This is a genomic window from Sinorhizobium sp. NG07B (assembly GCF_002532005.1).
GTDB lineage: Bacteria > Pseudomonadota > Alphaproteobacteria > Rhizobiales > Rhizobiaceae > Sinorhizobium > Sinorhizobium fredii_C.
This window is the reverse complement of sequence record NZ_NWTD01000001.1, coordinates 660,670-682,151: the sequence shown is the minus strand read 5'-3', so window position 1 is coordinate 682,151 and position 21,482 is coordinate 660,670. Positions and strand designations below refer to the sequence as shown.

Annotated in this window: 17 protein-coding genes; 6 read left to right on the top strand and 11 right to left on the bottom strand. The window is 64.8% G+C overall.

The window, feature by feature from the left end:
* Nucleotides 1-10: 10 nt before the first annotated feature.
* Nucleotides 11-973, bottom strand: a complete 963-nt coding sequence (locus tag CO664_RS03275; protein ID WP_097525105.1) for an aliphatic sulfonate ABC transporter substrate-binding protein — start codon at nucleotides 971-973, stop codon at nucleotides 11-13.
* 358 nt (nucleotides 974-1,331) lie between these two features.
* Between CO664_RS03275 and CO664_RS03270 the strand changes: the two genes are divergently transcribed.
* The gene (locus tag CO664_RS03270; RefSeq protein ID WP_097537920.1) at nucleotides 1,332-3,893 is read left to right on the top strand and encodes an FAD-dependent oxidoreductase; all 2,562 of its coding nucleotides are present in this window, start codon (nucleotides 1,332-1,334) and stop codon (nucleotides 3,891-3,893) included.
* A gap of 325 nt (nucleotides 3,894-4,218) precedes the next feature.
* Nucleotides 4,219-5,001 carry a DUF1194 domain-containing protein gene (locus CO664_RS03265; RefSeq protein WP_337441817.1) on the top strand — a complete coding sequence of 261 codons (783 nt, stop codon included), beginning with the start codon at nucleotides 4,219-4,221 and terminating at the stop codon, nucleotides 4,999-5,001.
* 84 nt (nucleotides 5,002-5,085) lie between these two features.
* Here the strand turns inward: CO664_RS03265 and CO664_RS03260 are convergent, their stop codons facing one another.
* The 10 genes from CO664_RS03260 to paaN form a co-directional block, all read right to left on the bottom strand.
* The gene (locus CO664_RS03260) at nucleotides 5,086-7,059 is read right to left on the bottom strand and encodes a tyramine oxidase (protein ID WP_097538573.1); all 1,974 of its coding nucleotides are present in this window, start codon (nucleotides 7,057-7,059) and stop codon (nucleotides 5,086-5,088) included.
* 37 nt (nucleotides 7,060-7,096) lie between these two features.
* Entirely contained in the window at nucleotides 7,097-8,503 is a 1,407-nt protein-coding gene (locus CO664_RS03255; protein WP_037414467.1) for an aldehyde dehydrogenase family protein, read from the bottom strand.
* 112 nt (nucleotides 8,504-8,615) lie between these two features.
* Entirely contained in the window at nucleotides 8,616-9,533 is a 918-nt protein-coding gene (locus CO664_RS03250; protein ID WP_097537919.1) for a helix-turn-helix domain-containing protein, read from the bottom strand.
* Between the two features lie 136 nt (nucleotides 9,534-9,669).
* A complete protein-coding gene (locus tag CO664_RS03245) occupies nucleotides 9,670-11,739 on the bottom strand; it encodes a 3-hydroxyacyl-CoA dehydrogenase NAD-binding domain-containing protein (protein ID WP_097537918.1) in 2,070 nt (689 codons plus the stop codon).
* 3 nt (nucleotides 11,740-11,742) lie between these two features.
* Nucleotides 11,743-12,444, bottom strand: a complete 702-nt coding sequence (locus CO664_RS03240; protein WP_097525101.1) for an ABC transporter ATP-binding protein — start codon at nucleotides 12,442-12,444, stop codon at nucleotides 11,743-11,745.
* Nucleotides 12,431-13,216, bottom strand: a complete 786-nt coding sequence (locus CO664_RS03235; protein ID WP_097537917.1) for an ABC transporter ATP-binding protein — start codon at nucleotides 13,214-13,216, stop codon at nucleotides 12,431-12,433. Before CO664_RS03235 ends, CO664_RS03240 begins: the two co-directional genes overlap by 14 nt.
* Nucleotides 13,213-14,169: a branched-chain amino acid ABC transporter permease gene (locus CO664_RS03230; protein ID WP_097537916.1), complete on the bottom strand. Its 957-nt coding sequence runs from the start codon at nucleotides 14,167-14,169 to the stop codon at nucleotides 13,213-13,215. Before CO664_RS03230 ends, CO664_RS03235 begins: the two co-directional genes overlap by 4 nt.
* Before the next feature lie 2 nt (nucleotides 14,170-14,171).
* Nucleotides 14,172-15,044, bottom strand: coding sequence for a branched-chain amino acid ABC transporter permease (locus CO664_RS03225; protein ID WP_097537915.1), 873 nt, complete (start codon nucleotides 15,042-15,044; stop codon nucleotides 14,172-14,174).
* Between the two features lie 76 nt (nucleotides 15,045-15,120).
* Complete coding sequence (locus CO664_RS03220) at nucleotides 15,121-16,266, bottom strand: ABC transporter substrate-binding protein (RefSeq protein WP_097525097.1); 1,146 nt, start codon at nucleotides 16,264-16,266, stop codon at nucleotides 15,121-15,123.
* A gap of 55 nt (nucleotides 16,267-16,321) precedes the next feature.
* Nucleotides 16,322-17,983: a phenylacetic acid degradation protein PaaN gene (paaN, locus tag CO664_RS03215; RefSeq protein WP_097538572.1), complete on the bottom strand. Its 1,662-nt coding sequence runs from the start codon at nucleotides 17,981-17,983 to the stop codon at nucleotides 16,322-16,324.
* 100 nt (nucleotides 17,984-18,083) lie between these two features.
* Between paaN and paaG the strand changes: the two genes are divergently transcribed.
* The 4 genes from paaG to CO664_RS03195 all read left to right on the top strand — a co-directional run bounded on the left by paaG (nucleotide 18,084) and on the right by CO664_RS03195 (nucleotide 21,431).
* Nucleotides 18,084-18,875, top strand: coding sequence for a 2-(1,2-epoxy-1,2-dihydrophenyl)acetyl-CoA isomerase PaaG (paaG, locus tag CO664_RS03210; RefSeq protein ID WP_097537914.1), 792 nt, complete (start codon nucleotides 18,084-18,086; stop codon nucleotides 18,873-18,875).
* On the top strand, nucleotides 18,872-19,336 hold the full coding sequence (gene paaI / locus CO664_RS03205; protein ID WP_172900178.1) for a hydroxyphenylacetyl-CoA thioesterase PaaI: 465 nt from the start codon (nucleotides 18,872-18,874) through the stop codon (nucleotides 19,334-19,336). Before paaG ends, paaI begins: the two co-directional genes overlap by 4 nt.
* An 89-nt stretch (nucleotides 19,337-19,425) precedes the next feature.
* Nucleotides 19,426-20,736, top strand: a complete 1,311-nt coding sequence (gene paaK / locus CO664_RS03200; protein ID WP_037414447.1) for a phenylacetate--CoA ligase PaaK — start codon at nucleotides 19,426-19,428, stop codon at nucleotides 20,734-20,736.
* Between the two features lie 98 nt (nucleotides 20,737-20,834).
* The gene (locus CO664_RS03195; protein ID WP_037414445.1) at nucleotides 20,835-21,431 is read left to right on the top strand and encodes a TetR/AcrR family transcriptional regulator; all 597 of its coding nucleotides are present in this window, start codon (nucleotides 20,835-20,837) and stop codon (nucleotides 21,429-21,431) included.
* Nucleotides 21,432-21,482 lie beyond the last annotated feature (51 nt).

Genomic DNA, 21,482 nt, shown 5'->3' with positions numbered 1-21,482 from the left:
GTGCGGCGTTTCAGCTTGCCTTCGGTCGCCAGGCGACGTCGGCGATCGTCAGGGTCTTCGGCAGGATGCCGAGGCCATGGAATTCGTCCGCGAGCGCCTGCTGGTAGGTCAGCGCGTCATCCGACAGGGGCGCCACCTTGCTGAGGTCGGCCCCCTTTCGCGTCAGGATCGTTCGGGTCACCTCGGTTGGAATGCCGGTGATCTCCGCGAGCGCCGGAACGGTCTCATCGAGATTGGCCTGCGCCCAGGCTCCGACCTTGGCCAGTTCATCAATCACCTCGGCGATGACCTCCGGCTCGGAGGCGGTGAAATCGCCATTGCCGAAGAAGAAGCTCCAGTTGTCGACGATGCCTTCCGCCGTGGTCAGGACCCGTGTCCGCGGATCCGCCTCGGCAACGGCAAAATAGGGGTCCCATATCGCCCAGGCGTCGATACCTCCGGTCTTGAAGGCGGCCGCCGCGTCTGGCGGGGCGAGATCGGCCGCTTCGATGTCGTCGGTCGTCAGGCCGACTTTGCGCAGCGCCTTGACTGTGAAATTATGGGCGCTGGAACCGCGCTTGAAAGCGATCTTCTTCCCCTTCAGCTCCTCGAGCGCAGTGATCGGCGAATCCTTCGGCACGAGGATGGCGGAGCCCGATGGCGTGCCCTTGTAGCTCCCGACGTAAAGAAGATTGGCCCCGGCAGCCTGGGCGAAAAGCGGCGGAACGTCGCCGGTCGGACCGAAGTCGAGCGAGCCGGCGCCGAGTGCCTCGAGGAGCGGCGGGCCCGAAGTGAACTCGGCCCAGCTCACCGTCAGGCCGCGTTCAGCAAGCCGCTTCTCCAGCGCGCCGGTACGCTTCGCCAAGGCGAGCACGCCGTTTTTCTGCCAGCCGATACGAAACTCCTTTGCCGCCCTTGCCTGCCGGATGTTCGGCGCGCTCAAGGCCGCGGCGGTTGCGCCGATGAGCGCGAGGGTCTGCCTGCGAGTGATCATTTTCCACCTCTGTCTGGTCGCTGAGGAACAATGCAGTTCGGGAGAATGATAAGATAGTCTATAAATTTACTAAGGAAACTTGTTCCAAAAAGTCCCTCGCCGGTGGAGATTATCGTTACTCCCGGACGCAAGACGCGAATGGATTGCTGCAACTCCAGAAGACGAACGGCAGCCTTGTGGCGCAAACCGCCCACTTGAGCACCAAGCTGAGCGGCTGCATCCCCCCTAGCCACCAGCGTTGCCATTCGCTACGGCATGGCTCTGGTCGTGCAGCACGATGATTATGTCGTAGACAGGCGCAACTCGCGTCGCTGCAAAATCTAATATCCGGCTTCCATACCAACTAGGGTCGCAAGCAATGGCAGAGTTTCCGCAAAGGGCGAAGGTCGTAATCATCGGTCTGGGTGGCATCGTTGGCGCGTCGATCGCCCATCACCTGATCGAGCGTGGCTGGGACGATATCGTCGGCATCGACAAGTCGGGCATCCCGACCGACATCGGCTCGACGGCGCATGCCTCCGACTTCTGCTACACGACGAGCCACGACTTTCTCTCGGTTTGGACGACGCAGTATTCGATCGACTTCTTCGAGAAGATGGGCCACTACGCCCGCATCGGCGGCCTGGAAGTCGCACGCACCGGCGACGACATCTGGATGGAGGAGATCAAGCGCAAGCTTTCCTCTGCCAAGGCCTTCGGCACTCGCGCGCACTATGTCTCGCCGGCCGAAATCAAGAAAATGTTCCCGTTGATCGAGGAAGATCAGGTCATGGGCGGCATGTTCGATCCGGATGCCGGCCTCGTCGTCCCGCGCTCGCAGACGGTTGCCGGCAAGCTGGTCGATGCGGCGGAAAAGTCCGGCAAGCTGCAGGTCTTCGGCAATACGCCGGCAACGTCGCTCCTCGTCGAGAACGGCCGCATCAAGGGCGTGGTCACGCATCGCGGCACGATCATGGCCGACCATGTCATCGTCTGCGCCGGCATCTGGGGTCGCCTGATCGCCGAAATGGTCGGCGAAGACCTGCCGGTCATGCCGGTCGACCATCCGCTGACCTTCTTCGGCCCCTATAACGAATTCGAAGGCACCGGCAAGGAAATCGGCTTCCCGCTGCTGCGCGACCAGGGCAACTCCGCCTATATGCGCGACACCGGCGACCCGAAGACCACCGAAGGCGGCCAGATCGAGTGGGGCTACTACGAGGCCACCAATCCGCGCCTCTGCCATCCGCGCGACATTCTCGAGAAGCACGAGGCACGCCTGTCGCCCTCGCAGCGCGATCTCGAGATGGAGCAGATCATCGAACCGCTCGAGCGCGCCATGGAACTGACGCCGATCCTCGGCGAGCTTGGCTATAACGAGGGCCACTCCTTCAACGGCCTGCTGCAGGTATCGGCCGCCGGCGGCCCCTCCTGCGGCGAGAGCCAGAAGGTGCGCGGCCTCTGGTATTGCGTCGCCATCTGGGTGAAGGACGGACCGGGCTACGGCAAGCTGATCGCCGACTGGATGACGGACGGGCGCACCGAGATCGACCATGCCTCGATCGACTATGCACGCTTCTACCCGCACCAGCTCGAGGAGAAATTCATCGAGGGCCGCTGCTTCGAGGCGGCACAGAAGATCTATTTCCCGGCCGTGCATACGCGCGAGCCCTATGCGAGCGGCCGCAACGTCAAGCGCTCGCCCTTCTACGAGCGCGAGAAGGAGCTCGGCGGTTACTTCATGGAGCTCGGCGGCTGGGAGCGCGCCCACGGCTATGCCGCCAACGAGCACCTCCTGGAAAGATACGGCAACCGGGTTCCAGTGCGCGAGAACGAGTGGGACAACCGCCATTTCTGGCGCGTCTCCAATGCCGAGCATCTGGCGATGAGCGAGGATTGCGGCATCGTCAACCTCTCGCACTTCCACATGGTCGACATCGAAGGTCCGGACCATGTGGAGCTTCTCGAGTGGCTTTGCGCCGCCAAGATCGGCGGAGACGGCAATATCGGCAAGGGCATCTACACCCACTTCCTCGATGACGAGGGGATGGTCAGGGCCGACTTCACGGTCTTCCGCATGGCCGACCGCTGCCGTCTCGTGAACGGCGCCGATGCCGGCCCGCGCGACTTCCACTACATGCGCCGTGTCGCGGAAGACCGGGGCCTCGACGTCACCATTACCGACGTTTCGGAGAAGTTCGTCACCATCGGCATCTGGGGCCCCAATGCCCGCCAGACGCTGAAGAAGGTGGTTGCCGATCCGGCCGGCCTCGATCCTGAGAACTTCCCCTTCGCCGCGATCAAGCCGATCGAGATCGCCGGCAAGCCGGTTTCGGCCTTCCGCATCTCCTATGTCGGCGAGCAAGGCTGGGAATTGCACATGAAGTATGAGGACGGCCTGGCGGTCTGGGATGCGCTGCGCACCACCGGCGTCATGGCCTTCGGCGTCGAGACCTATGCGAACTCGCGGCGCATGGAAAAGAGCCTGCGCCTGCAGAACGCGGATCTTCTCACCCAGTACAATCTCATCGAGGCCGACCTTGCCCGTCCGAAGGTCAAGGAAGCGGACTTCCGCGGCAAGGCGAAGCATCTGGAGTACAAGGCGCGCGAGCATCAGCCCGCCATGCTCTGCACGCTCGTCATGACCGAGAACACCGACAGGAACGGCATTAAGCGCTACCCGGTCGGCAACCTGCCGGTCATGGACCCGGAAACCGGTGAGGTGCTGATCGACGAACTCGGCCGCCGCTCCTACACCACCTCCATCGCCTACGGCCCGACGATCGGCAAGAACATCGCGCTCGCCTATCTGCCCTGGGCCTATTGCCAGGAAGGTCGCAAGCTGAACGTCGAATATTTCGCCGAGACCTATCCGGTCGAGGTCGCAGGTGTCGGCTACAAGCCGCTCTACGACCCGGAAAACCTCAAGCCGCGCAGCTAGCGTTTCCGAAGGGCCTAATAGCGAACAAGCGAGCCTCTCCAGCCGGAGGCTCGCTTTTTTACTGTGCTGTTCCCCGCGGTTTGGCCGAGCCGCGTCTACCGGGTTTCAGCGCCGATCAGCACGAAGGCTGAAAAGAGCCTTCGTGCCGCAGACGCGGCGCTGCTTCATCGCTGTGACAAGCACAGGGACGAGGACGAGAAGCATCCAACAAGGTCCAATTTGCGCTACTGTCGCGTACTGTGGCATCTGATAGGACGCGCGGCGCTGCAGAGGCACCTCGCGCGGGTCCCCGTCTCCAGATGGCGATCGGCTCCATGGGACCACGTTGGACGCATTTGGCTGCGGCTTTTCTTCTCGGCGCCAGCACCGCCGCGACACAGGATCCTGTTGCCGGGACCTCCAACTGGTCCTCGCCGTCGACGTATCCTATTCGATTGGATTGGACGAACTGCAGCTTCAACGGACGGGCTATGTGGAGGCGTTTCGCAGGCCAGAGATAATGAGGGCGATAGGGACGGGGCGGCTCGGCAGGATTGCCGTGACCTATGTTGAGTGGGGCGGCAAGGCCGTCCAGGTGCTGCCCTGGACGCTGATCGAGGACCGGCAGAGTGCGGCACAGTTTGCCGAGGCCTTGCGCCGCCAGCCGATCCGACGGATCTCGTTCACCTCCATCTCCAATGTGCTTGCCTTCGCGCGCAGGCTTGTTCACTTGAGCCCCTATCGGGGAAGCCGGCGCGTCATCGACATATCGGGCGATGGACCCAACAATGCCGGGGTACCGGCGCCGGTTGCCCGCAACAGCACCGTTACCCAAGGGATCGTCATCGACGGGCTGGCGATCATGTTGAGAGACACGCCGGATTCGGCCTCGATCCCGGATCTCGATGCCTATTACAGGCAGTGCGTCGTCGGCGGAGAAGGGGCGTTCGTCATGAAAGTGTCGGAGGCCAGCCAATTCTCAGCCGCTATTCTGGCCAAGCTCACGGCCGAGATTTCGGGACTGAAAGTCAGCGGCGCCAGGCAGCCCCGTCCGGAGCCTGCCGAATATGCACAGTCCTACAATTGCTTTATAGGCGAAGAGATGCAGGAGCGTTCCATCGGAAGATAGGACTCCTGTCGCGCTTGTCGGCAGCCGACCTTGGAGGTCGAGAGTATCAAAGGCGCCCCCCAAGGCGCCTTTGACGACAGGCGGTCATTTCCGGATGGAGAGCGCCGGATTATGGGCGAAGAAGTTGTGCGGCATGATGTGCACGGTCTTCCATTCGGTCGACATGACCGGCCAGTCTTCCATGCGCGGAATGTGGTGGAAGCCTGCCGAGAACCAGGTGACGATGTCCTTGCCCATCAGCGGACGATCGGCCTTCACCCACTCCGCCAGCGTATCGCTGCCGTCGCTCTGCATCGCGTACTTGCCGCCGGCATAACGCTGGTCCTGATCGTAGACGGTGTTCCAGACCGAGTACTCGATATAGGCATTGCGCTTCATCGGCGGATCGTTGGCATAATCGAACGGGCCGTAGGCAACGTTGCCGTGGTGAATCATCCAGCCCGGCTCGTGGCCGAGATAGCCTTCGCGGTTCGGGTTCGAGACATGGAAGTAGCGCGGCTCGGCCGCCGAAAGCTTATAGCGCGCCTCCATTTCCGAATGCGGCATCGAGTGCTTGACCGTCCACATCGACTTGCGCGGGCTGTTCGGCTCGACGTCCGCCGGCACGATGTCCATGGTCGAGAAGTGATTGGCGGGCTGGTCGACGTCGAAATCGATGCGGAAGTTGAAATAGTGGTCGTGGTTGGCGGCGACGAGATTGGGCGCGATCAGCGTGCCATAGGCGGTGTCGGCCTTGGCCGTCGGATCCTTCATCGAGGTCGATGCGACACCCTTCACCGCGTCCAGGCCGCTCGCGCCGATGTAGATGTTGATCTGGCCATTCTGCTGCAAACGGTAGTCGATGAGGTAGTCGTAATTGCCGACTTCCGATGCGGTGCGGACCACGAGCTCCGTCGCCGGCCGGCCTTCCGCCGGAACCGGCTTTTCCGGCGTCTGGGCGAAGACCTCGAAGTGCCGCCAGGCCGGATCGCCGATGCTGCGTTCGAAGATGCAGATCGCGTTCGGGATGACGAGCGGATTGCCCTTGTCATCGGCGATCGTGGCAGGCAGAAACGTCGCATTGTCCGGGCAGTCGATCCCTGCGGTCAACGGGCTCAGGAAGAGGCCGAAACCATACTCCCCGCTGTCCATGTAGGTGCGCCAGTACCAGCCTTCGGTTGGGTCCATATAGGGCACGAATACCTCCGAGAGGTGCGCCTGATAGATCACCGACCGCCAGGTGTCGCCGTCGTTCACGTCTAGGTTTGAAACGACGAGGCCCGGACGCTTGTCCACTCTCAGATTGAGCCGCCAGATATCCCATTCCAGATGGCTGCCGTTGATTTTGTAGTTGGGGCCGCCCTCCTGGGTGAGCGCGACCTTGTTCGTCTTCGGCCTCAGCGGCGTGCGGGCGGCGACCTCATCCTCGGTATAGCCCCAATTGTCCTTCGGTAGATCGACCGCTCCGCTATCGATGACCTTGATCACGCTCTTCTTGCCGATGTCGTAGACGGCGAAAAGGCCCTCGATCGGCTTCGCATAGAAGTTCGACCCCTCCGGAACCCGATAGCAGGGCACCTTCATCAGCCGGCTGTTCTCGTAGTCCTGGGTGAAAAAGTTGCCGGCCGTCAACGGCAAACAGAAGGCCTCTTCCGGTTTCAGCCCGCGTTTGGCGAGACCGGCAATCATCTCGGGATGGCCGAGCGCGCCTTCGAGCGCATTCATGAACTCGGCGAAGAGGACCATCGGCTGGCCCTTGATGGCCGCGGTGCTCTCGACCTTGCCCTGAGTGATGTTGACGACCGCCTCCTTGAACCCATCCGGGCTGGTGAACTGCACCATGGCCTTGCGGTCGAGCGCGTCGCCCTCCTTCCAGGAGAGCACATCGGCCTTGGCGGGCTCCTTGAGCTCGATCAGCGGGAAAAGCGTTTCGGCGTCGACGATCTTCTCGTTCCGCAGGATCCGGTTGATGTTCTGGTATTCCTCCGCCGTCAGCCCATCGAGCGGATGGGCGATCGCCGCCGGCGTTGCCGCGCAGGAGATCAGAGCGATGAGCGTTGCTCCTCTGAAATGTTTCATCTCTTTGTTCCCTTCGTCTTTCGTTTTTTCTTCGCGATCAGGCAAAAACGACCTGAATGTCAGTGTATTCCTGCAGGCCCTCCTCTGCGAATTCCACGCCGAGCCCGGATGCCTTGATGCCGCCGAACGGAGCGTTCGGCTGAATCGCCCCATGCTTGTTGATCCAGACCGAGCCGCACTGCATTCGGCCGGCAACGTTGCGAGCGGCATCGATGTCCGACGACCAGACAGATCCTCCGAGCCCGTTCGAACTGTCATTTGCCATGGCGATCGCATCCTCGACGTCGCTGTAGGAAACAACGGGCAAAGCCGGACCGAATTGCTCCTCGTCGACGAGCGGATCACCGTTCTTCAGTCCGGCAATGATCGTCGGCGGGAAGAACAGCCCAGCGCCCCGCTCGCCGCCGAGCAGAACCCTGCCACGGGTCTTCGCGTCGGCGACGAGCGCCGCCACCTTGTCGAACTGCATGCGATTCTGGATCGGGCCAAGAATGCTGGTCTCATCCATGCCGTCCCCGACGGCGATATTGCGGGCGAAGGCGACGAGCGCATCGCAGACGGCGTCGTGGACCGATTCATGGACATAAAGGCGCTTCATCGCCGCACAGGTCTGGCCATTGTTGATGAAGGCGCCCCAGAACAGGCCCTCGGCGATCTCTTCGGGATCGGCATCGGGAAGGACGATGCCGGCATCGTTGCCGCCCATCTCCAGCGTCAGCCGCTTCATCGTCGGCGCCGCCGACGCCATGATCTTTTGCCCGGTCGCGCAGGAGCCGGTGAAGACGATCTTGCGGATATCCCGATGTGCCGACATCGCCGCGCCGATGTTGAAGGCCTTGTCGTCGCCGGTGACGACATTGACGACACCGGGCGGCAGCACCTCGTTGATGATCTCGACGAGCCGCAGAGTGGAAAGCGGCGTATACGGCGACGGCTTGATAACCACCGTGTTGCCGGTCCGCAGTGCCGGCATGATGTGCCAGATGGCGATCATCACCGGGAAGTTCCAGGGCGTGATAGAACCGACGACGCCGAGCGGCTTGCGGTGCAGTTCGACGCGGCCCCGTTCATTGTCCTGCAGCACTTTGACCGGCAGCGACAAACCGGTCGTATAGCCGGCCCAGGCGATTGCCCCGCCGATTTCCCAGCGCGACCCGAGGCCGTTGAGCGGCTTGCCCTGCTCCAGCGTGACCATCCGCGCGAGTTCGTCGGCCTGCGCCTCGATCCTGGCGGTCACCGCGGCGCAGGCCGCCTGCAGAGCCTCGTCGCTACGGGCGGACCATTCCGGAAATGCCGCCTGCGCGGCCGCGACCGCCGCGTTGAGCTCCGTCGCATTCATGTCCGGCGCGCGACCGATCTCGCCGCCGGTCGCCGGATTGAGGACGGCAAAGCTCGCCCCTCCGGAGACGGGCTTTCCGTTTACCGTCGCAAAGTGCTGCGTCATGATCCTCGTCCTCCCATTGTGTCCTGCCATGCCGGCAAGCCCATCATGGAAGACTAGGAGGGCGACGCATGTCCCGCTTGGACGGGAACGTCCCTTCGATTGGACAAATCCGTCAGTGGCGGGCGACCGCGCCCGGCGTGGTGCCGTATCGCTTGCGGAACTCGCGATAGAAATAGGAAAGGTCGTTGAAGCCGGAATCGTAGGCAATGCCCGCGACCCCTTCCTTCGCCTGTTCCGGCAGGCGGCCGGAGAGCCGCGCATGCGCAAGCTCGAGGCGGCGATTGAGCAGCCGGTGGCCCGGGCTCTCGCCCAGAGCTTGGAAGTGCCGCTGCAGCATGCGCTCCGAGACGTTCAGCCGTGTGGCGAGCTCGCGCGGGCCGAAGCCGGGATCCTCGCGATGGCGGTCGATCAAGGCGAGTGCCCGCGACAACAGGGTCTCGAACCCGCGGCTGCCGGTCCGGCCCGCCTGAAGATAGGCGCCCATCAGGCACAGGAAGGCTTCCCGGAGCTGCACCTGAACATCGGGACTGGTCAGCATTTTCGTCAGCACCGCTCGCATGGCGACCCAGAGAGGGTCGTGCCGGTCGATCGCAACGCCGCCCATGCAGGACTGGCCAAAACGATGCAGCATCTCGTCGCGCGGCATATGCACCGAGATCTGGTTCGAGCGCCTTCCCTCGTAAACGAAGGACGAGGGTTCGACGGAATCGACGAGGAACATGTCTCCGGGTGCGAGCTCGAGCGACTGGTCTCCCTGCGTGACGCTGCAATGGCCCTCGTCCTGGACCAGCAGAAAGAGATGTTCGCCCGGATCCTGGCGGATCGATCGGACGCCGCGCTGCACATATCGGGCATCGAGCGCCACGACCGCGGCATCGAAGTATTCCATGCGCCGCAGCGAGACATCACCGGCCACTAGGCCTGTGCCCCGCATCGGCTCCAGATCGAAGGCGCCGCAAACATTTCGGATCTCGCCTTGCAAGATCTCGACCGGCAACGGCCTGTAGACCGGAACTGTAAGCGCCTGCATGCTCCCCTCCGTCGCGACGCGTTTGTTGTGACCTCATCACGCAAATTCCATGCCGATCCGGCGTCCGCGCACTCCCTCCTCGTCCCGCCGTTCTATGGAGGTCGTGCTCCCCCCAGACCACCTGCACATTTTTGGACTACAATGCCTCAACGAGAGGCGTCGGGAACCCGCCGCGCCGGGCGGCCTCGAGCAAGAGGTCGCAAGGCGGCTCGGCCAGCCCCTCTTCGGCAAGCGCGCGCAGTGCATCGACGACGTTACCGAGTCCATGGGCCTCTGCACAGTGCATCGGCCCGCCGCGCCAGCGCGGAAAGCCGTAGCCGTGGATCTTCACCAGGTCGATATCGGACGGCCGTAGCGCCGTGCCGTCCGCAAGGATGCGTGCTCCCTCGTTGACCATCGGCCAGAGAATGCAGTCGGCAATGGCGTCCTCGTTCCAGTCCCGCCGAGGCCGGCCCTTCGCCTCCTCGGCGATGACCGCCGCGACCGCATCCGAATGCCGCGGCGTGCGGTCGCCTGGCTCGTAGTCATACCAGCCGCCGCCGCTCTTCTGGCCGAAGCGCTCGATCGCGCAAAGGCGATCGGCGATCGGCGCGAAGGGCGTCTCGCCGCGCGCACGCGCGGCCTTGCGCTGGAATGCCGCGATGTCGAGCCCGCCAAGGTCCTGCGCCTCGAAGGGTCCCATGGGAAGTCCGAAGGCACGCATGGCGGCGTCGACGGCCGCGGGCGTGGCGCCGGAGAGCAGCAGTCGCTCGGCCTGCGCCCTGGTGACCTTCAGGATACGGTTGCCGATGAACCCGTCGCATATGCCGGCGCGCACCGGGATCTTGTTCAGCATCCGCGCCAGCGCGAAGCCGGTCGCCAGCACCTCCGGCGCCGTCGCCTTGGTCGGCACGATTTCCAATAGCTTCATCACATGTGCCGGGCTGAAGAAATGCAGGCCCAGGAAGCGCTCCGGCCGGCGAACGCCCTCGGCGATCCGCTCGGGATCGAGATAGGAGGTGTTCGTCGCGAGGATGGCATCGTCACCGCAGCTGTCGGCAAGACGCGCAAAGACGTCCCGCTTCACGTCCATGTCCTCGAAGACCGCCTCGATAGCGAGATCGACATCGGCGAGCGCCGCGTAATCCGTGGTGGCGGTGATGCCCGCCATCCGCTCGGTTGCCACGTCAGCGGAAATGCGGCCGCGCTTTGCCGCGCCGTCGAAGATCGCCCGCAAGCTGGCGAGCCCTCGTTCGATTGCCGCACCATCGCGCTCGATCAGGATGACCGGCAGGCCGGAATCGCGCAGCGCCGCGGCAATGCCGGCGCCCATGGTGCCGCCGCCGATCACCGCCGTCGAACGGATCATGCGCGGCGCCACACCGGCAAGCTCCGGCGGCCGGGTCGCTGCCCGCTCGGCGAAGAAGACGTGACGGAGTGCGGCGGCCTGCGCCGAGCCGCGCAGCGCCAGGAACGTTTCGCGCTCGAAGGCGATCGCCGTGTCGAAGTCCGTCTCGGCGGCGCGCCGCATACAGGCCAGCGCTCTGAGAGGCGCATCTTCCCGTTTGGCGCGGGCCGAAACGGTCCTTTCCGCTGCCTCCCAGAAACCCGCAGGCGGTGGCGCGACGGGGCGATCGCAAAGCGCGGGGGGCAGCGGCCTGTCGAGAACAGCGCGGGCGAAGGCCGCGGCACCGGCGACGAGATCGTCCTCGATCAACGCGTCGAGCAATCCGGCCTCGTGGGCCTTGCGCGCCCCGAGCGGCTTCCCCGTCGTGACCATGTCGACCGCCGTCTCCACCTCGGCGATCCGCGGCAGACGCACCGTTCCGCCGGCGCCCGGCACGATGCCGAGGCGGACCTCCGGCAAGCCTACACTTGCCGAAGGAACCGCGACGCGGAAGCGGCAGCCGAGGGCGACTTCGAAGCCGCCGCCAAGCGCGCTGCCGTGGATGGCGGCGAGCCATGGCTTTGCCGCCCGCTCGATCCGCGACACGAGATCGGGCAGGTGCGGCGGCATCGGCGGCTTGCCGAATTCACCGACATCGGCCCCGGCAATGAAGGTGCGCCCGGCGCAGGTGAGCACCACCGCCTTCACCGACGGATCGGCATCGAGCGCCTCCGCCGCCTCAAGAAGAGCCTGGCGCACGACCTGCGACAGCGCGTTGACCGGAGGATTGTCTACGATGACGACGGCGATCTCGCCACGGTGTTCGATGCTAACGGCCATGGCTTAGATTCCTAGATAGGCTTCACGGATACGCTGGTCGGCGATGAGTTCGGCGGCCGGGCCGGTCATGGTGATGCGGCCGGTCTCCATCACATAGCCGCGGTCGGCGATCGACAGGGCACCGAAGGCGTTCTGCTCCACGAGGAGCACGGTGACGCCGAGCCCGCGCAGGCCTTTGACGACGTCGAAGATCTGCCGCACCAGGATTGGCGCGAGACCCATGCTCGGCTCATCGAGCAGCAGACAGGACGGCCGCCCCATCAGCGCCCGCGCGATAGCCAGCATCTGCTGCTGCCCGCCCGAGAGGCCGCCGGCGGCGAGATTGCGCTTTTCTCTCAAGACCGGGAACATCGCGAAGGCATCCTCCATGTCGCGCGCCACCCGGTCGTCGGAGAACAGGTAGGCGCCGAGGCGGAGATTTTCCTCGACCGTCAGATTGGTGAAGATCTGCCGTCCTTCCGGCGATTGTGCCAGACCGCGCTCGAGGCGGCGATAGGCTGGAACCGCCATCAACGCCTCGCCTCGGAAGTGGATCGCTCCGCCGGAGACGGGCTGGATGCCGGAGAGACAGCGCAGCAGCGTCGTCTTGCCGGCGCCGTTGGCGCCGACCACCGCGACGATCTCGCCCGAGCCGATTTCGAGATCGATGCCGTGCAGGACCTCGATGCGCCCGTAGCGCGAGCGCAATCCCTCAACGGTGAGCATCGGCCGCCTCCCTCGCCTGCGGCCCGAGATAGGCTTCGATGACGCGCGGATCGCGCGACACTTTCGCCGGTTCACCTTCGGCAATCTTTTCGCCGTGGTCCAGGACGACGATATGGTTCGAGATGCGCATCACCATCTTCATGTCGTGCTCCACCAGCAGGATCGCGACACCTTCAGCCGCGACTTCGGCGATCAGCCGATCGATCTCCTCCGTCTCCACGGCATTGCAGCCCGCGGCCGGCTCATCGAGGAGAAGGACACGCGGTTTCAGCGCCAGCGCGCGAGCGATCTCGAGCCGCTTCAGCGCCCCATAGGAGAGCGACCCGGCCTCCTGGGCCTCCGCACGGCCGAGGCCAACCCGGTCGAGCAGCCTGCGTGAGCTCGCCTCGGCCTCGCGGGCACGGCGGCGGGATGACGGCAGGCCGAAGAGATCGGCGAGCACCGACCCCTTTTCGTGCAGATGATGCCCGGCAATTGCATTCTCCAGCACCGTCATCGCCTGGAATATCTGCAGGTTCTGGAAGGTGCGGGAAAGGCCCCGCCGCGCCAGCAGGTGCGGCTCCATGCCGGTCACGTCCTCGCCGGCAAGCTTCACGCGACCGTGGCCGGGCCGGTAGATGCCGGAGACCATGTTGAAGAGGGTCGTCTTGCCGGCGCCGTTCGGGCCGATCACCGAGACGATCTCGCCTGCATTGAGGGAAAAACTGACATCGCGGACGGCACGCAAGCCGCCGAATTCGATGCCCAGCCCTTCGACCTGAAGCAGATTCATTGACCCCTCCCCCGGATTTTGCGCGAAAGACTCGGCAGCAGGCCATCACGCATGAAGATCATCACCAGCATCATCACGAGACCGAGCATCACCTGCTCGTACTCCTGGAAGACCGTCAGGACCTGTGGCAGCGTCGTCAGGATCACCGCACCGCTGATCGCGCCGATGACCGAGCCGGCGCCGCCAAGCACCGTCATGGTGACGAGTTCGATCGAATGCATGTAGCCCGCCAGGTCCGGCGTGATGAATTTGTTCTGCAGCGCTAGCAGCGAGCCGGAGATCGAGGCATAAATGGCCGAGATGACGAAGGCCTGCAGCTTGGACCGGGCCACGTCGACGCCGACCGTCCGGGCCGCGACCTCCGATCCATGGAGCGCGCGCAAGGCCCGTCCGGTGGGGCTATGATAGAGGTTCAAAGCGAGCCAGGCGCCGATGACGAGCACGACAGCTGAGAAGGCATACCAGAAGGCGGCGTTGGAGAGATCGATGCCGACCGACTTGAGCAGGGCCCGCAATCCCGGATCGGGCACCGTCATCCCGTCCGGGCCGCCGGTGAGCCCCGCCTCGTTGGCGAGCACCATCGACACCAGGGCGCCGAAACCGAGGCTTGCCACCGCCAGATAATAGCCCTTCAGCCGCAGGATCGGCCGGCCGACCAGCCAGGCGATCGCGCCCGACAGCGCGGCGCCGAGGCCGGCAGCAACGAGCGGATTGAGCCCGAGATGAACCGGCGCCAAGGCACAGGCATAGGCGCCGATGCCGACGAAGCCGGCGTGGCCGAGGCTGATCTGGCCGGCATAGCCGATCAGAACGACGAGACCGGTCACCGCCAGCCCGTTGACGAAGATCAGCGAGCCGACCCGAAAATAGTAGGAGGACGGGAAGAACAGCGGCGCCAGCGCAATCAGTGCGGCGAGCGCGAGCAAAGTGTTTGTCTTCGACGAGAGCCGCATGGCTACACCCGATCCGTTGCTTGCCGGCCGAACAGCCCCTGAGGCATGGCAAAGAGCACGGCGAGGATGATCACGAAGGCGGCGGCATCCTTGTATTGCGAGCTGAGATAGCCGGCGGTCAGCGCCTCGATGACGCCGAGCAGCAGCCCTCCGACCAGCGCACCCTTGGGATTGCCCATCCCGCCCAGCATCGCTGCCGCGAACCCTTTCAGGGCAAGGGCGATGCCGATGTCGTAGCCGGTGAGCGTAATCGGCGTGACGAGCACGCCGGCAAGCGCGCCGATCGCCGCGGACAGGGCGAAGCTCAGGGTCATCACGTATCTGGTGTTGATGCCGACGAGCTGCGCGGCAATGCGATTGTTGGCGGTGGCGAGAACCGCCCGGCCGGTGAGGGTCCGGGTGAAGAACAGCCACAGGCCGACAAAGACCGCCAGCGCCCCCGCGATCACCCAGACGCTCTGCGGCAGGACCGTCGCGCCCATGATCTGAATGGGCGTGTCGCCGGAGAAGGCCGGGAAGCGGTGGAGCTGCTTGTCGAAGGCGATCTGCGTCAGACCGCGGATGAGAATCGACGCACCGATGGTGATGATGATCAGCGAGACGACCGGCGCGCCCCGCGCAGGCTCGATGGCGAGCTTGTTCAGCGCCACACCGATCGCCGCCGTCGCCAGGATGGCGATCGCCGCCGCGAGCGGCAGCGGGATCCCCGCTTCGAAGGCGACGACGGTGAACATGCCGCCGAGCATCACGAATTCGCCTTGGGCAAAGTTCACGACGTCGGAGGCGTTATAGATGATGGTGAAGCCCAGGGCGACCAGCGCATAGACCGCGCCGACGGTCACCCCGGACAGGATGAATTGCATGAGTTCGGGCATGGATGCCTCCGCTACGGCACGCGACGATCTGTCGACCGGACGCGCGCCGCGCGTCCGGTATCCCACGATTGCCGACCTATTCGACGAGCTTCCAGCCGCCGTCCTTGATCTCGAGCATCCGAAAGGCGCTGAGGTCGAGGCCGAGATGGTCCTCCTCCGACATGGTCACGACGCCGGTGGTGCCGACGAGACCGGATGTGGCTTCGATCGCGTCGCGGATCGCCTGCGGCTCCGCCTTGCCGGCCCGGTTGATCGCATCGACGAGGATGCGCAGCGCGTCGTGCGCATAGCCGCCAAAGGTCGAGACCGGCTTGCCGGTCGCCGCCTCGTAGCTCGCCTTGTAGGCGGTGACGACCGGGCGCTGCGGATCGTTCTCGGGCAGCAGCTTCGCCACCAGCAGCGCCGTGCCAGGCAGGCGGATGCCCTCGGCGGCGGGCGCGCCGGCAAGCTCGATGAAGCCGTCCGAGGCCACACCATGCGACTGGTAGAGCGGCAGGCCGACTGCGAGCTGCTGATAGTTGCGCGTGACGATCGCCGGCCCCTGTCCGAAACCGGCGTTCAGGACCGCCTGCACGCCTTCCTTGCCCTTGATGTTGGTAAGCTGCGGCGTCATGTCGGCGTCGCTCGGACCGTAGGTCTCGTCGGCGATGACCTCGATGCCGTAGTCGCCGACGATCTGGAGGCACTGCTTGTGCATCGACGCGCCGAAACCGTCGGAACCCGAAATCATGCCGATCTTAGTCAGGCCGCGCGCCTTCATGTCCTCGAAGATCTTGGCGCAGGCCATGCGATCGGTGTGGGGCGTCTTGAAGGTGAAGGGACGGACGGGATCGATGATCTCGATGGCGCCGGCAAGCGAAATGAAGGGAATCTCCGCATCCTCGAAGACCTGCAGGACAGCCATGGAGGTACCGGTCGTCGTGCCGCCGATCACGGCAACGACTTCATCGTCTTCGACGAGACGGGTGGCGAAGGTACGCGCCTTGTTCGGGTCGCCGCCATCGTCATAGACGATCAGTTCGATCTTCTCGCCGTTGACGCCGCCCGCGGCATTGATCTCGTCGACGAGCAGCTTCAGCGTCTTGGCCTCGGGATCGCCGAGGAAGGCGGCGGGGCCGGTCTCCGAAAGCGTCGCACCGATGCGGATATCGGCCATCGCCGGAGCCGCGAGGTTGAAGCCAAGCGCCAGCGTTGTTAGCGCAGTCGTGGTGTGCAGTCTCATGTCGGCATCTCCTCCCAAGAGTGCAGGTGTCAAGACTATTGCTTAAGTTCGCCGCCTATGCCGCCACTGGACGGCGCCACATCGCGACGCGGAAGCGGTTGGCGACGAAGGCCGTGTCCGTCAGGCTGGCATTGCCGGCCGGGTTGGCGCCGGTGACGTGGAGATCACTGAACGCGGCGCTCTGGTTCACGAATATCCCGCCGGTTAGATTGACGGACAGGTTCACGCCCGCCCCCGCAAAGGCGTCGGCCGCCGCGGCAATGCGGGCATCGTCGGTATCGTAGAACGCTGCGGTAATGGCGCCCTTGCTGCGGGCAAGATCTGCTGCGCGCGCGACGCCCTCCGCGGCGTTCTCCACGGCCACCACGAAGGAAATCGGACCGAAGCGCTCCTCCTCATGGGCGGATGTTTGATCGGCGTTCACCGCGAGAATCAGCGGCGTCGCAGTGCGCGCGCCTTCGGCGCCCGGGAGCGGCGCAGAGTCGCGGACGATGCGGCCGAGACTGCGCGCCGCCTCGATCCGCCCGAGCGTTGCCGGATTGGCGATGGCGCCGCAGACGCCGGCGGCGCGCGCCGGATCGGCGATGAGCGCGTCGACCGCCGCAGCAATGCCCGCCGCGACCGCTTCGAAGCTCTTCGGCCCCTCATCGGTTTTGATACCGCCGCGCGGCATGTAGATGTTCTGCGGCGCGGTGCACATCTGGCCGCTATAGAGCGACAGCGAGAAGGCGATATTGGCGCACATGTCGGCAAAGTCGTCGGTCGCGCCGATCACGATGGAGTTGACGCCGGTCTCCTCGGAGTAGACCTGCCGCGTCGCTGCATTGTTGCGCACCCAGTCGCCGAAAAGACTGGAGCCGGTGTAGTCGACGATGGCGACCGCAGGGTGCGCGACAAGATCGCGGGTGATTTCCGCGCCGGGCTCGTCGGCCGCAAGCAGGACCACGTCGGCGGAATGGCCTTCTTCGGCAAGGACCTCGCGGGCCACCAGGACCGTGAGAGCGAGCGGCAGGATGGCGCCCGGATGCGGCTTGACGATCACCGTATTGCCGGTCGCAAGGCTCGCGAACAGGCCGGGATAGCTGTTCCAGGTCGGGAAGGTCTGGCAAGCGACCACCAGCGACACGCCGCGCGGCACGATGCGCCAGTGCTTCTCGAGCACGATCGGCTCACCCTTGCCCTGCGGCTTCGCCCAGGTCGCACTCCGAGGCGTGCGCGTCATCTCCGCCCAGGCATAGGCGACGGCTTCCAGGCCGCGATCCTGCGCATGCGGGCCGCCCGCCTGGAAGGCCATGGCGAAAGCCTGCCCCGTCGTGTGCATCACCGCATTGGCCATCTCAAAGCTCATGCGGTTGAGGCGCGCCAGAATTTCCAGGCAGACACCGACCCGCGCCTCCGGCGAGGCATTGCCCCATGCGGCTGCCGCGCCTTTGGAGGCGGCCATGAGGGCATCCGCGTCGGCCGCCGGATAGGTGATGCCAAGCGACGGTCCGTAGGGCGAGACTTCCTTGCCGACCCTCTTTGCACCGGGATGCCCGGGCAGGTCGAACGCCTTGCCGAGGCGTGCCTGGTAGGCGGAGAGGCCATCGTCCTTGGCGGTCTCTCCATAGATCTTGCCGCTCGGTATTTCCGGAAAGGCGGACCAATAGCCGCGATCCTGCGCCGCCTGCAAGGCCGCGCCGAGCACCGTGCGGTGCCGGTCGAATTGCTCGCTCATGTCCATTCCTCCCTGCTGCTGGGATTATCATTGACTGACCGGTCGGTTTATGCAAGTGTTTTTTTCAGGCCGCCGATCCAGGTGGCGGCAGGGAGGAATCATGGCCGAATCCGACACCGTTCTGTCGGCGCTTGACGCCGGCGTGCTGCGCCTGACGCTCAACCGCCCCGACAAGCTGAACGCCTTCAACGAGGAAATGCATCTGGCGCTGCGCGCCGGTTTCGAGCGCGCTCACTCGGATGCCACGGTGCGGGCCGTGCTGCTGACTGGCGCCGGGCGCGGGTTCTCCGCCGGCCAGGATCTCGGCGACCGCGACCCGCGCAAGGGCGGTACGCCCGACCTCGGCCACACGATCGAAACCTTCTACAATCCGCTCCTCAGGCTGATCCGCAGCCTCGAAAAGCCCATCGTCTGCGCCGTCAACGGCGTCGCCGCCGGCGCCGGCGCCAACATCGCTTTCGCCTGCGACATCACCCTTGCGGCCCGCTCGGCCCGCTTTGTCCAGGCCTTTGCGAAGATCGGCCTGGTGCCCGACTCCGGCGGCACCTGGAGCCTGCCGCGGCTGATCGGCGAGGCCCGCGCCAAGGCGCTGGCGCTGACGGCAGAGCCGCTCGATGCGGAGACGGCAGCGAACTGGGGGCTTATCTGGCGCGCCGTCGACGACGCAGCGCTGATGGACGAGGCCTCCGCGCTTGCCGCCCGTCTCGCCGCCGGCCCGACCAAGGGGCTTGGCATGACTAAGCGGGCGATCCAGGCTGCCGCCGTCAATTCCTTCGACGAGCAGCTCGAGCTCGAACGCGACCTGCAGCGCGAAGCGGGCCGCAGCGGCGACTATGCCGAGGGCGTGACAGCCTTCCTGGAAAAGCGCAAGCCGGAGTTCAAGGGGCGATGATGGACGCGGCAAGAATGAACGCCGAGGAGCTCGCCAGCGCCTGCGCCCGTGTCATGTGGGACGACGACCAGGCGTCGCAGCGGCTCGGCATGGCGCTCGATCGCGTTACGCCGGGTACGGCAACAATCTCGATGACGATTACGTCGGAGATGACCAACGGTCACGGCACCTGCCACGGCGGCTACATCTTCACCCTCGCCGATTCCGCCTTTGCCTTTGCCTGCAACAGCTACAACCAGCGCGCCGTCGCCCAGCACTGCTCGGTCACCTATATCGCGCCGGCCTTCGAGGGCGACCGGCTGACGGCGGCGGCCAGCGAGATTTCGCGGCGCGGCCGCGGCGGCATCTACGACATCCGCATCACCAACCAGCGCGGCGAACACATCGCCGAGTTCCGCGGCCATTCGCGCACCGTCAAGGGCACGCACCTGCCGCAAGCAGACGGCGCACCGGAGGCGTGAGCGCCGCCATACTTTGAAAGCTGCATGATTCCGCGGGCCAATGGCAACGCGGGTATCATGCGGGAGGACAATTCCCGGAGGAGAGATTCATGGAAGACCTTTCACCCCGCCCCGGCGATCTCGAGCCGATCGAAACCGCGTCGCGCGACGAGATCGCCGCGCTTCAATTGGAGCGGATGAAATGGTCGCTCGCCCATGCCTATGAGAACTCGCCCTTCTACCGCGCGCGCTTCGACGCGGCCGGCGTCCATCCGTCCGATCTGAAGACGCTCGCCGATCTCGCAAAATTCCCCTTCACCACCAAGCAGGACCTTCGCGAAAGCTATCCCTTCGGCATGTTCGCCGTTCCGCGCGAGAAGCTCTGCCGCATCCACGCTTCTTCGGGAACGACCGGCAAGCCGACTGTCGTCGGCTATACGCTGAAGGACATCGATAGCTGGGCGAACGTCGTGGCGCGCTCGATCCGCGCCTCCGGCGGCAGGCCCGGCGACATCGTCCATGTCGCCTATGGCTACGGCCTCTTCACCGGAGGGCTTGGCGCCCATTACGGCGCGGAAAGGCTCGGTTGCACCGTCGTGCCGATCTCCGGCGGCATGACCGAGCGGCAGGTGACGCTGATGGCGGACTTTAAGCCGCGCATCATCATGGTCACCCCCTCCTACATGCTCTCCATCCTCGACGAGTTCCGCCGTCAAGGGCGGGACCCGCGCGAGAGTTCGCTCGCCGTCGGCATCTTCGGCGCGGAGCCATGGACGAATGCCATGCGCGAGGAGATCGAGCATGCCTTCGACATGCATGCCGTCGACATTTACGGCCTTTCGGAGGTCATGGGGCCCGGCGTTGCCAACGAATGCGTGGAGACCAAGGACGGACTGCATATCTGGGAAGACCATTTCTATCCCGAGATCATCGATCCGGTGACCGACGAGGTGCTGCCGGACGGCGAGATGGGCGAACTCGTCTTCACGACGCTGACCAAGGAAGGCCTGCCGATGATCCGATACCGCACCCGCGATCTGACGCGGCTGCTGCCCGGCACGGCGCGTTCGATGCGCCGCATCGAGAAGATCACCGGCCGCTCGGACGACATGATGATCCTGCGCGGCGTCAATGTCTTCCCGACCCAGATCGAGGAGCAGATCCTGAAATGCCGCGGCCTGGCGCCGCACTTCCAGATCGAGCTGACGCGCACGGGCCGGATGGACAACATGACCGTCCACGTCGAATGCACGATCGAGGCGGCGGACGAAACCGCGCGAGCCGGATCGGCGCGCGAACTCGCCCACCACATCAAGAGCGTCGTCGGTGTCAGCACCAGGATCGAGGTACATGATCCGGGCGGCGTCGCCCGCTCGGAAGGAAAGGCAAAAAGGGTCGTCGACAACCGCCCGAAGGAATGACAGGAGCGACGGCACGCGTAGACCATAGAGACGGGAGGACTTTACGGTTCTCCCTTATTCGTGGGATTGAGCAGGTAGAGAGTGAGAGCAGGATCAACATGGCACGAACACGCGCAGTCGATTTCGAGGAGAAGCAGCGCGGCATTCTGACGAGCGCCGCCGCAGTGTTCGCCGAAATGGGGATGGAAAAGGCCTCGATGGCGCAGATCGCTGCTCACAGCAACGTCTCGAAAGCACTGCTTTATCACTATTATCCGAGCAAGGACGCGCTGATCTTCGATATCGTTCGCACGCACCTTGCCGAGCTCGACGCGGCCATAGAAGCTGCCGACCGGCCGGATCTCGCTCCGGGGGAACGGTTGCGGCTGCTCGTGCGCCAGGTGCTCGAAAACTATCGCGACGCCGACGACCAGCACAAGGTGCAGCTGAACGGCACGAGCGCGCTCTCGCCCGAGCAGATGGCCGAGATTCGCGCCATCGAGCGACGCATCGTCAAGCGCTTCTCGAGCGTGCTCAACGACATCAATCCGGATCTCAATAATGATCGTCCACTGCTGATGCCGGTGACGATGTCGCTGTTCGGCATGATGAACTGGGTCTATATGTGGTTCCGCCCCGACGGCCCGATCAGCCGGGACGAATATGCCGAGATCGCCACGACCCTGATCCTGGAGGGCGTCAAGGCGGTGCGCTGACTTTTCGCGCCCTCGTGCGTGGACCGCATCCCCTCTGATAAGACGCGCGGC

Bases quoted from the DNA above. Each gene is read 5' to 3' on its own strand.
- CO664_RS03275 (WP_097525105.1), bottom strand. From the start codon at position 973: ATGATCACTCGCAGGCAGACCCTCGCGCTCATCGGCGCAACCGCCGCG.
- CO664_RS03270 (WP_097537920.1), top strand. From the start codon at position 1,332: ATGGCAGAGTTTCCGCAAAGGGCGAAGGTCGTAATCATCGGTCTGGGT.
- CO664_RS03260 (WP_097538573.1), bottom strand. From the start codon at position 7,059: ATGAAACATTTCAGAGGAGCAACGCTCATCGCTCTGATCTCCTGCGCG.
- CO664_RS03255 (WP_037414467.1), bottom strand. From the start codon at position 8,503: ATGACGCAGCACTTTGCGACGGTAAACGGAAAGCCCGTCTCCGGAGGG.
- CO664_RS03250 (WP_097537919.1), bottom strand. From the start codon at position 9,533: ATGCAGGCGCTTACAGTTCCGGTCTACAGGCCGTTGCCGGTCGAGATC.
- CO664_RS03245 (WP_097537918.1), bottom strand. From the start codon at position 11,739: ATGGCCGTTAGCATCGAACACCGTGGCGAGATCGCCGTCGTCATCGTA.
- CO664_RS03240 (WP_097525101.1), bottom strand. From the start codon at position 12,444: ATGCTCACCGTTGAGGGATTGCGCTCGCGCTACGGGCGCATCGAGGTC.
- CO664_RS03235 (WP_097537917.1), bottom strand. From the start codon at position 13,216: ATGAATCTGCTTCAGGTCGAAGGGCTGGGCATCGAATTCGGCGGCTTG.
- CO664_RS03230 (WP_097537916.1), bottom strand. From the start codon at position 14,169: ATGCGGCTCTCGTCGAAGACAAACACTTTGCTCGCGCTCGCCGCACTG.
- CO664_RS03225 (WP_097537915.1), bottom strand. From the start codon at position 15,044: ATGCCCGAACTCATGCAATTCATCCTGTCCGGGGTGACCGTCGGCGCG.
- CO664_RS03220 (WP_097525097.1), bottom strand. From the start codon at position 16,266: ATGAGACTGCACACCACGACTGCGCTAACAACGCTGGCGCTTGGCTTC.
- paaN (WP_097538572.1), bottom strand. From the start codon at position 17,983: ATGAGCGAGCAATTCGACCGGCACCGCACGGTGCTCGGCGCGGCCTTG.
- paaG (WP_097537914.1), top strand. From the start codon at position 18,084: ATGGCCGAATCCGACACCGTTCTGTCGGCGCTTGACGCCGGCGTGCTG.
- paaI (WP_172900178.1), top strand. From the start codon at position 18,872: ATGATGGACGCGGCAAGAATGAACGCCGAGGAGCTCGCCAGCGCCTGC.
- paaK (WP_037414447.1), top strand. From the start codon at position 19,426: ATGGAAGACCTTTCACCCCGCCCCGGCGATCTCGAGCCGATCGAAACC.
- CO664_RS03195 (WP_037414445.1), top strand. From the start codon at position 20,835: ATGGCACGAACACGCGCAGTCGATTTCGAGGAGAAGCAGCGCGGCATT.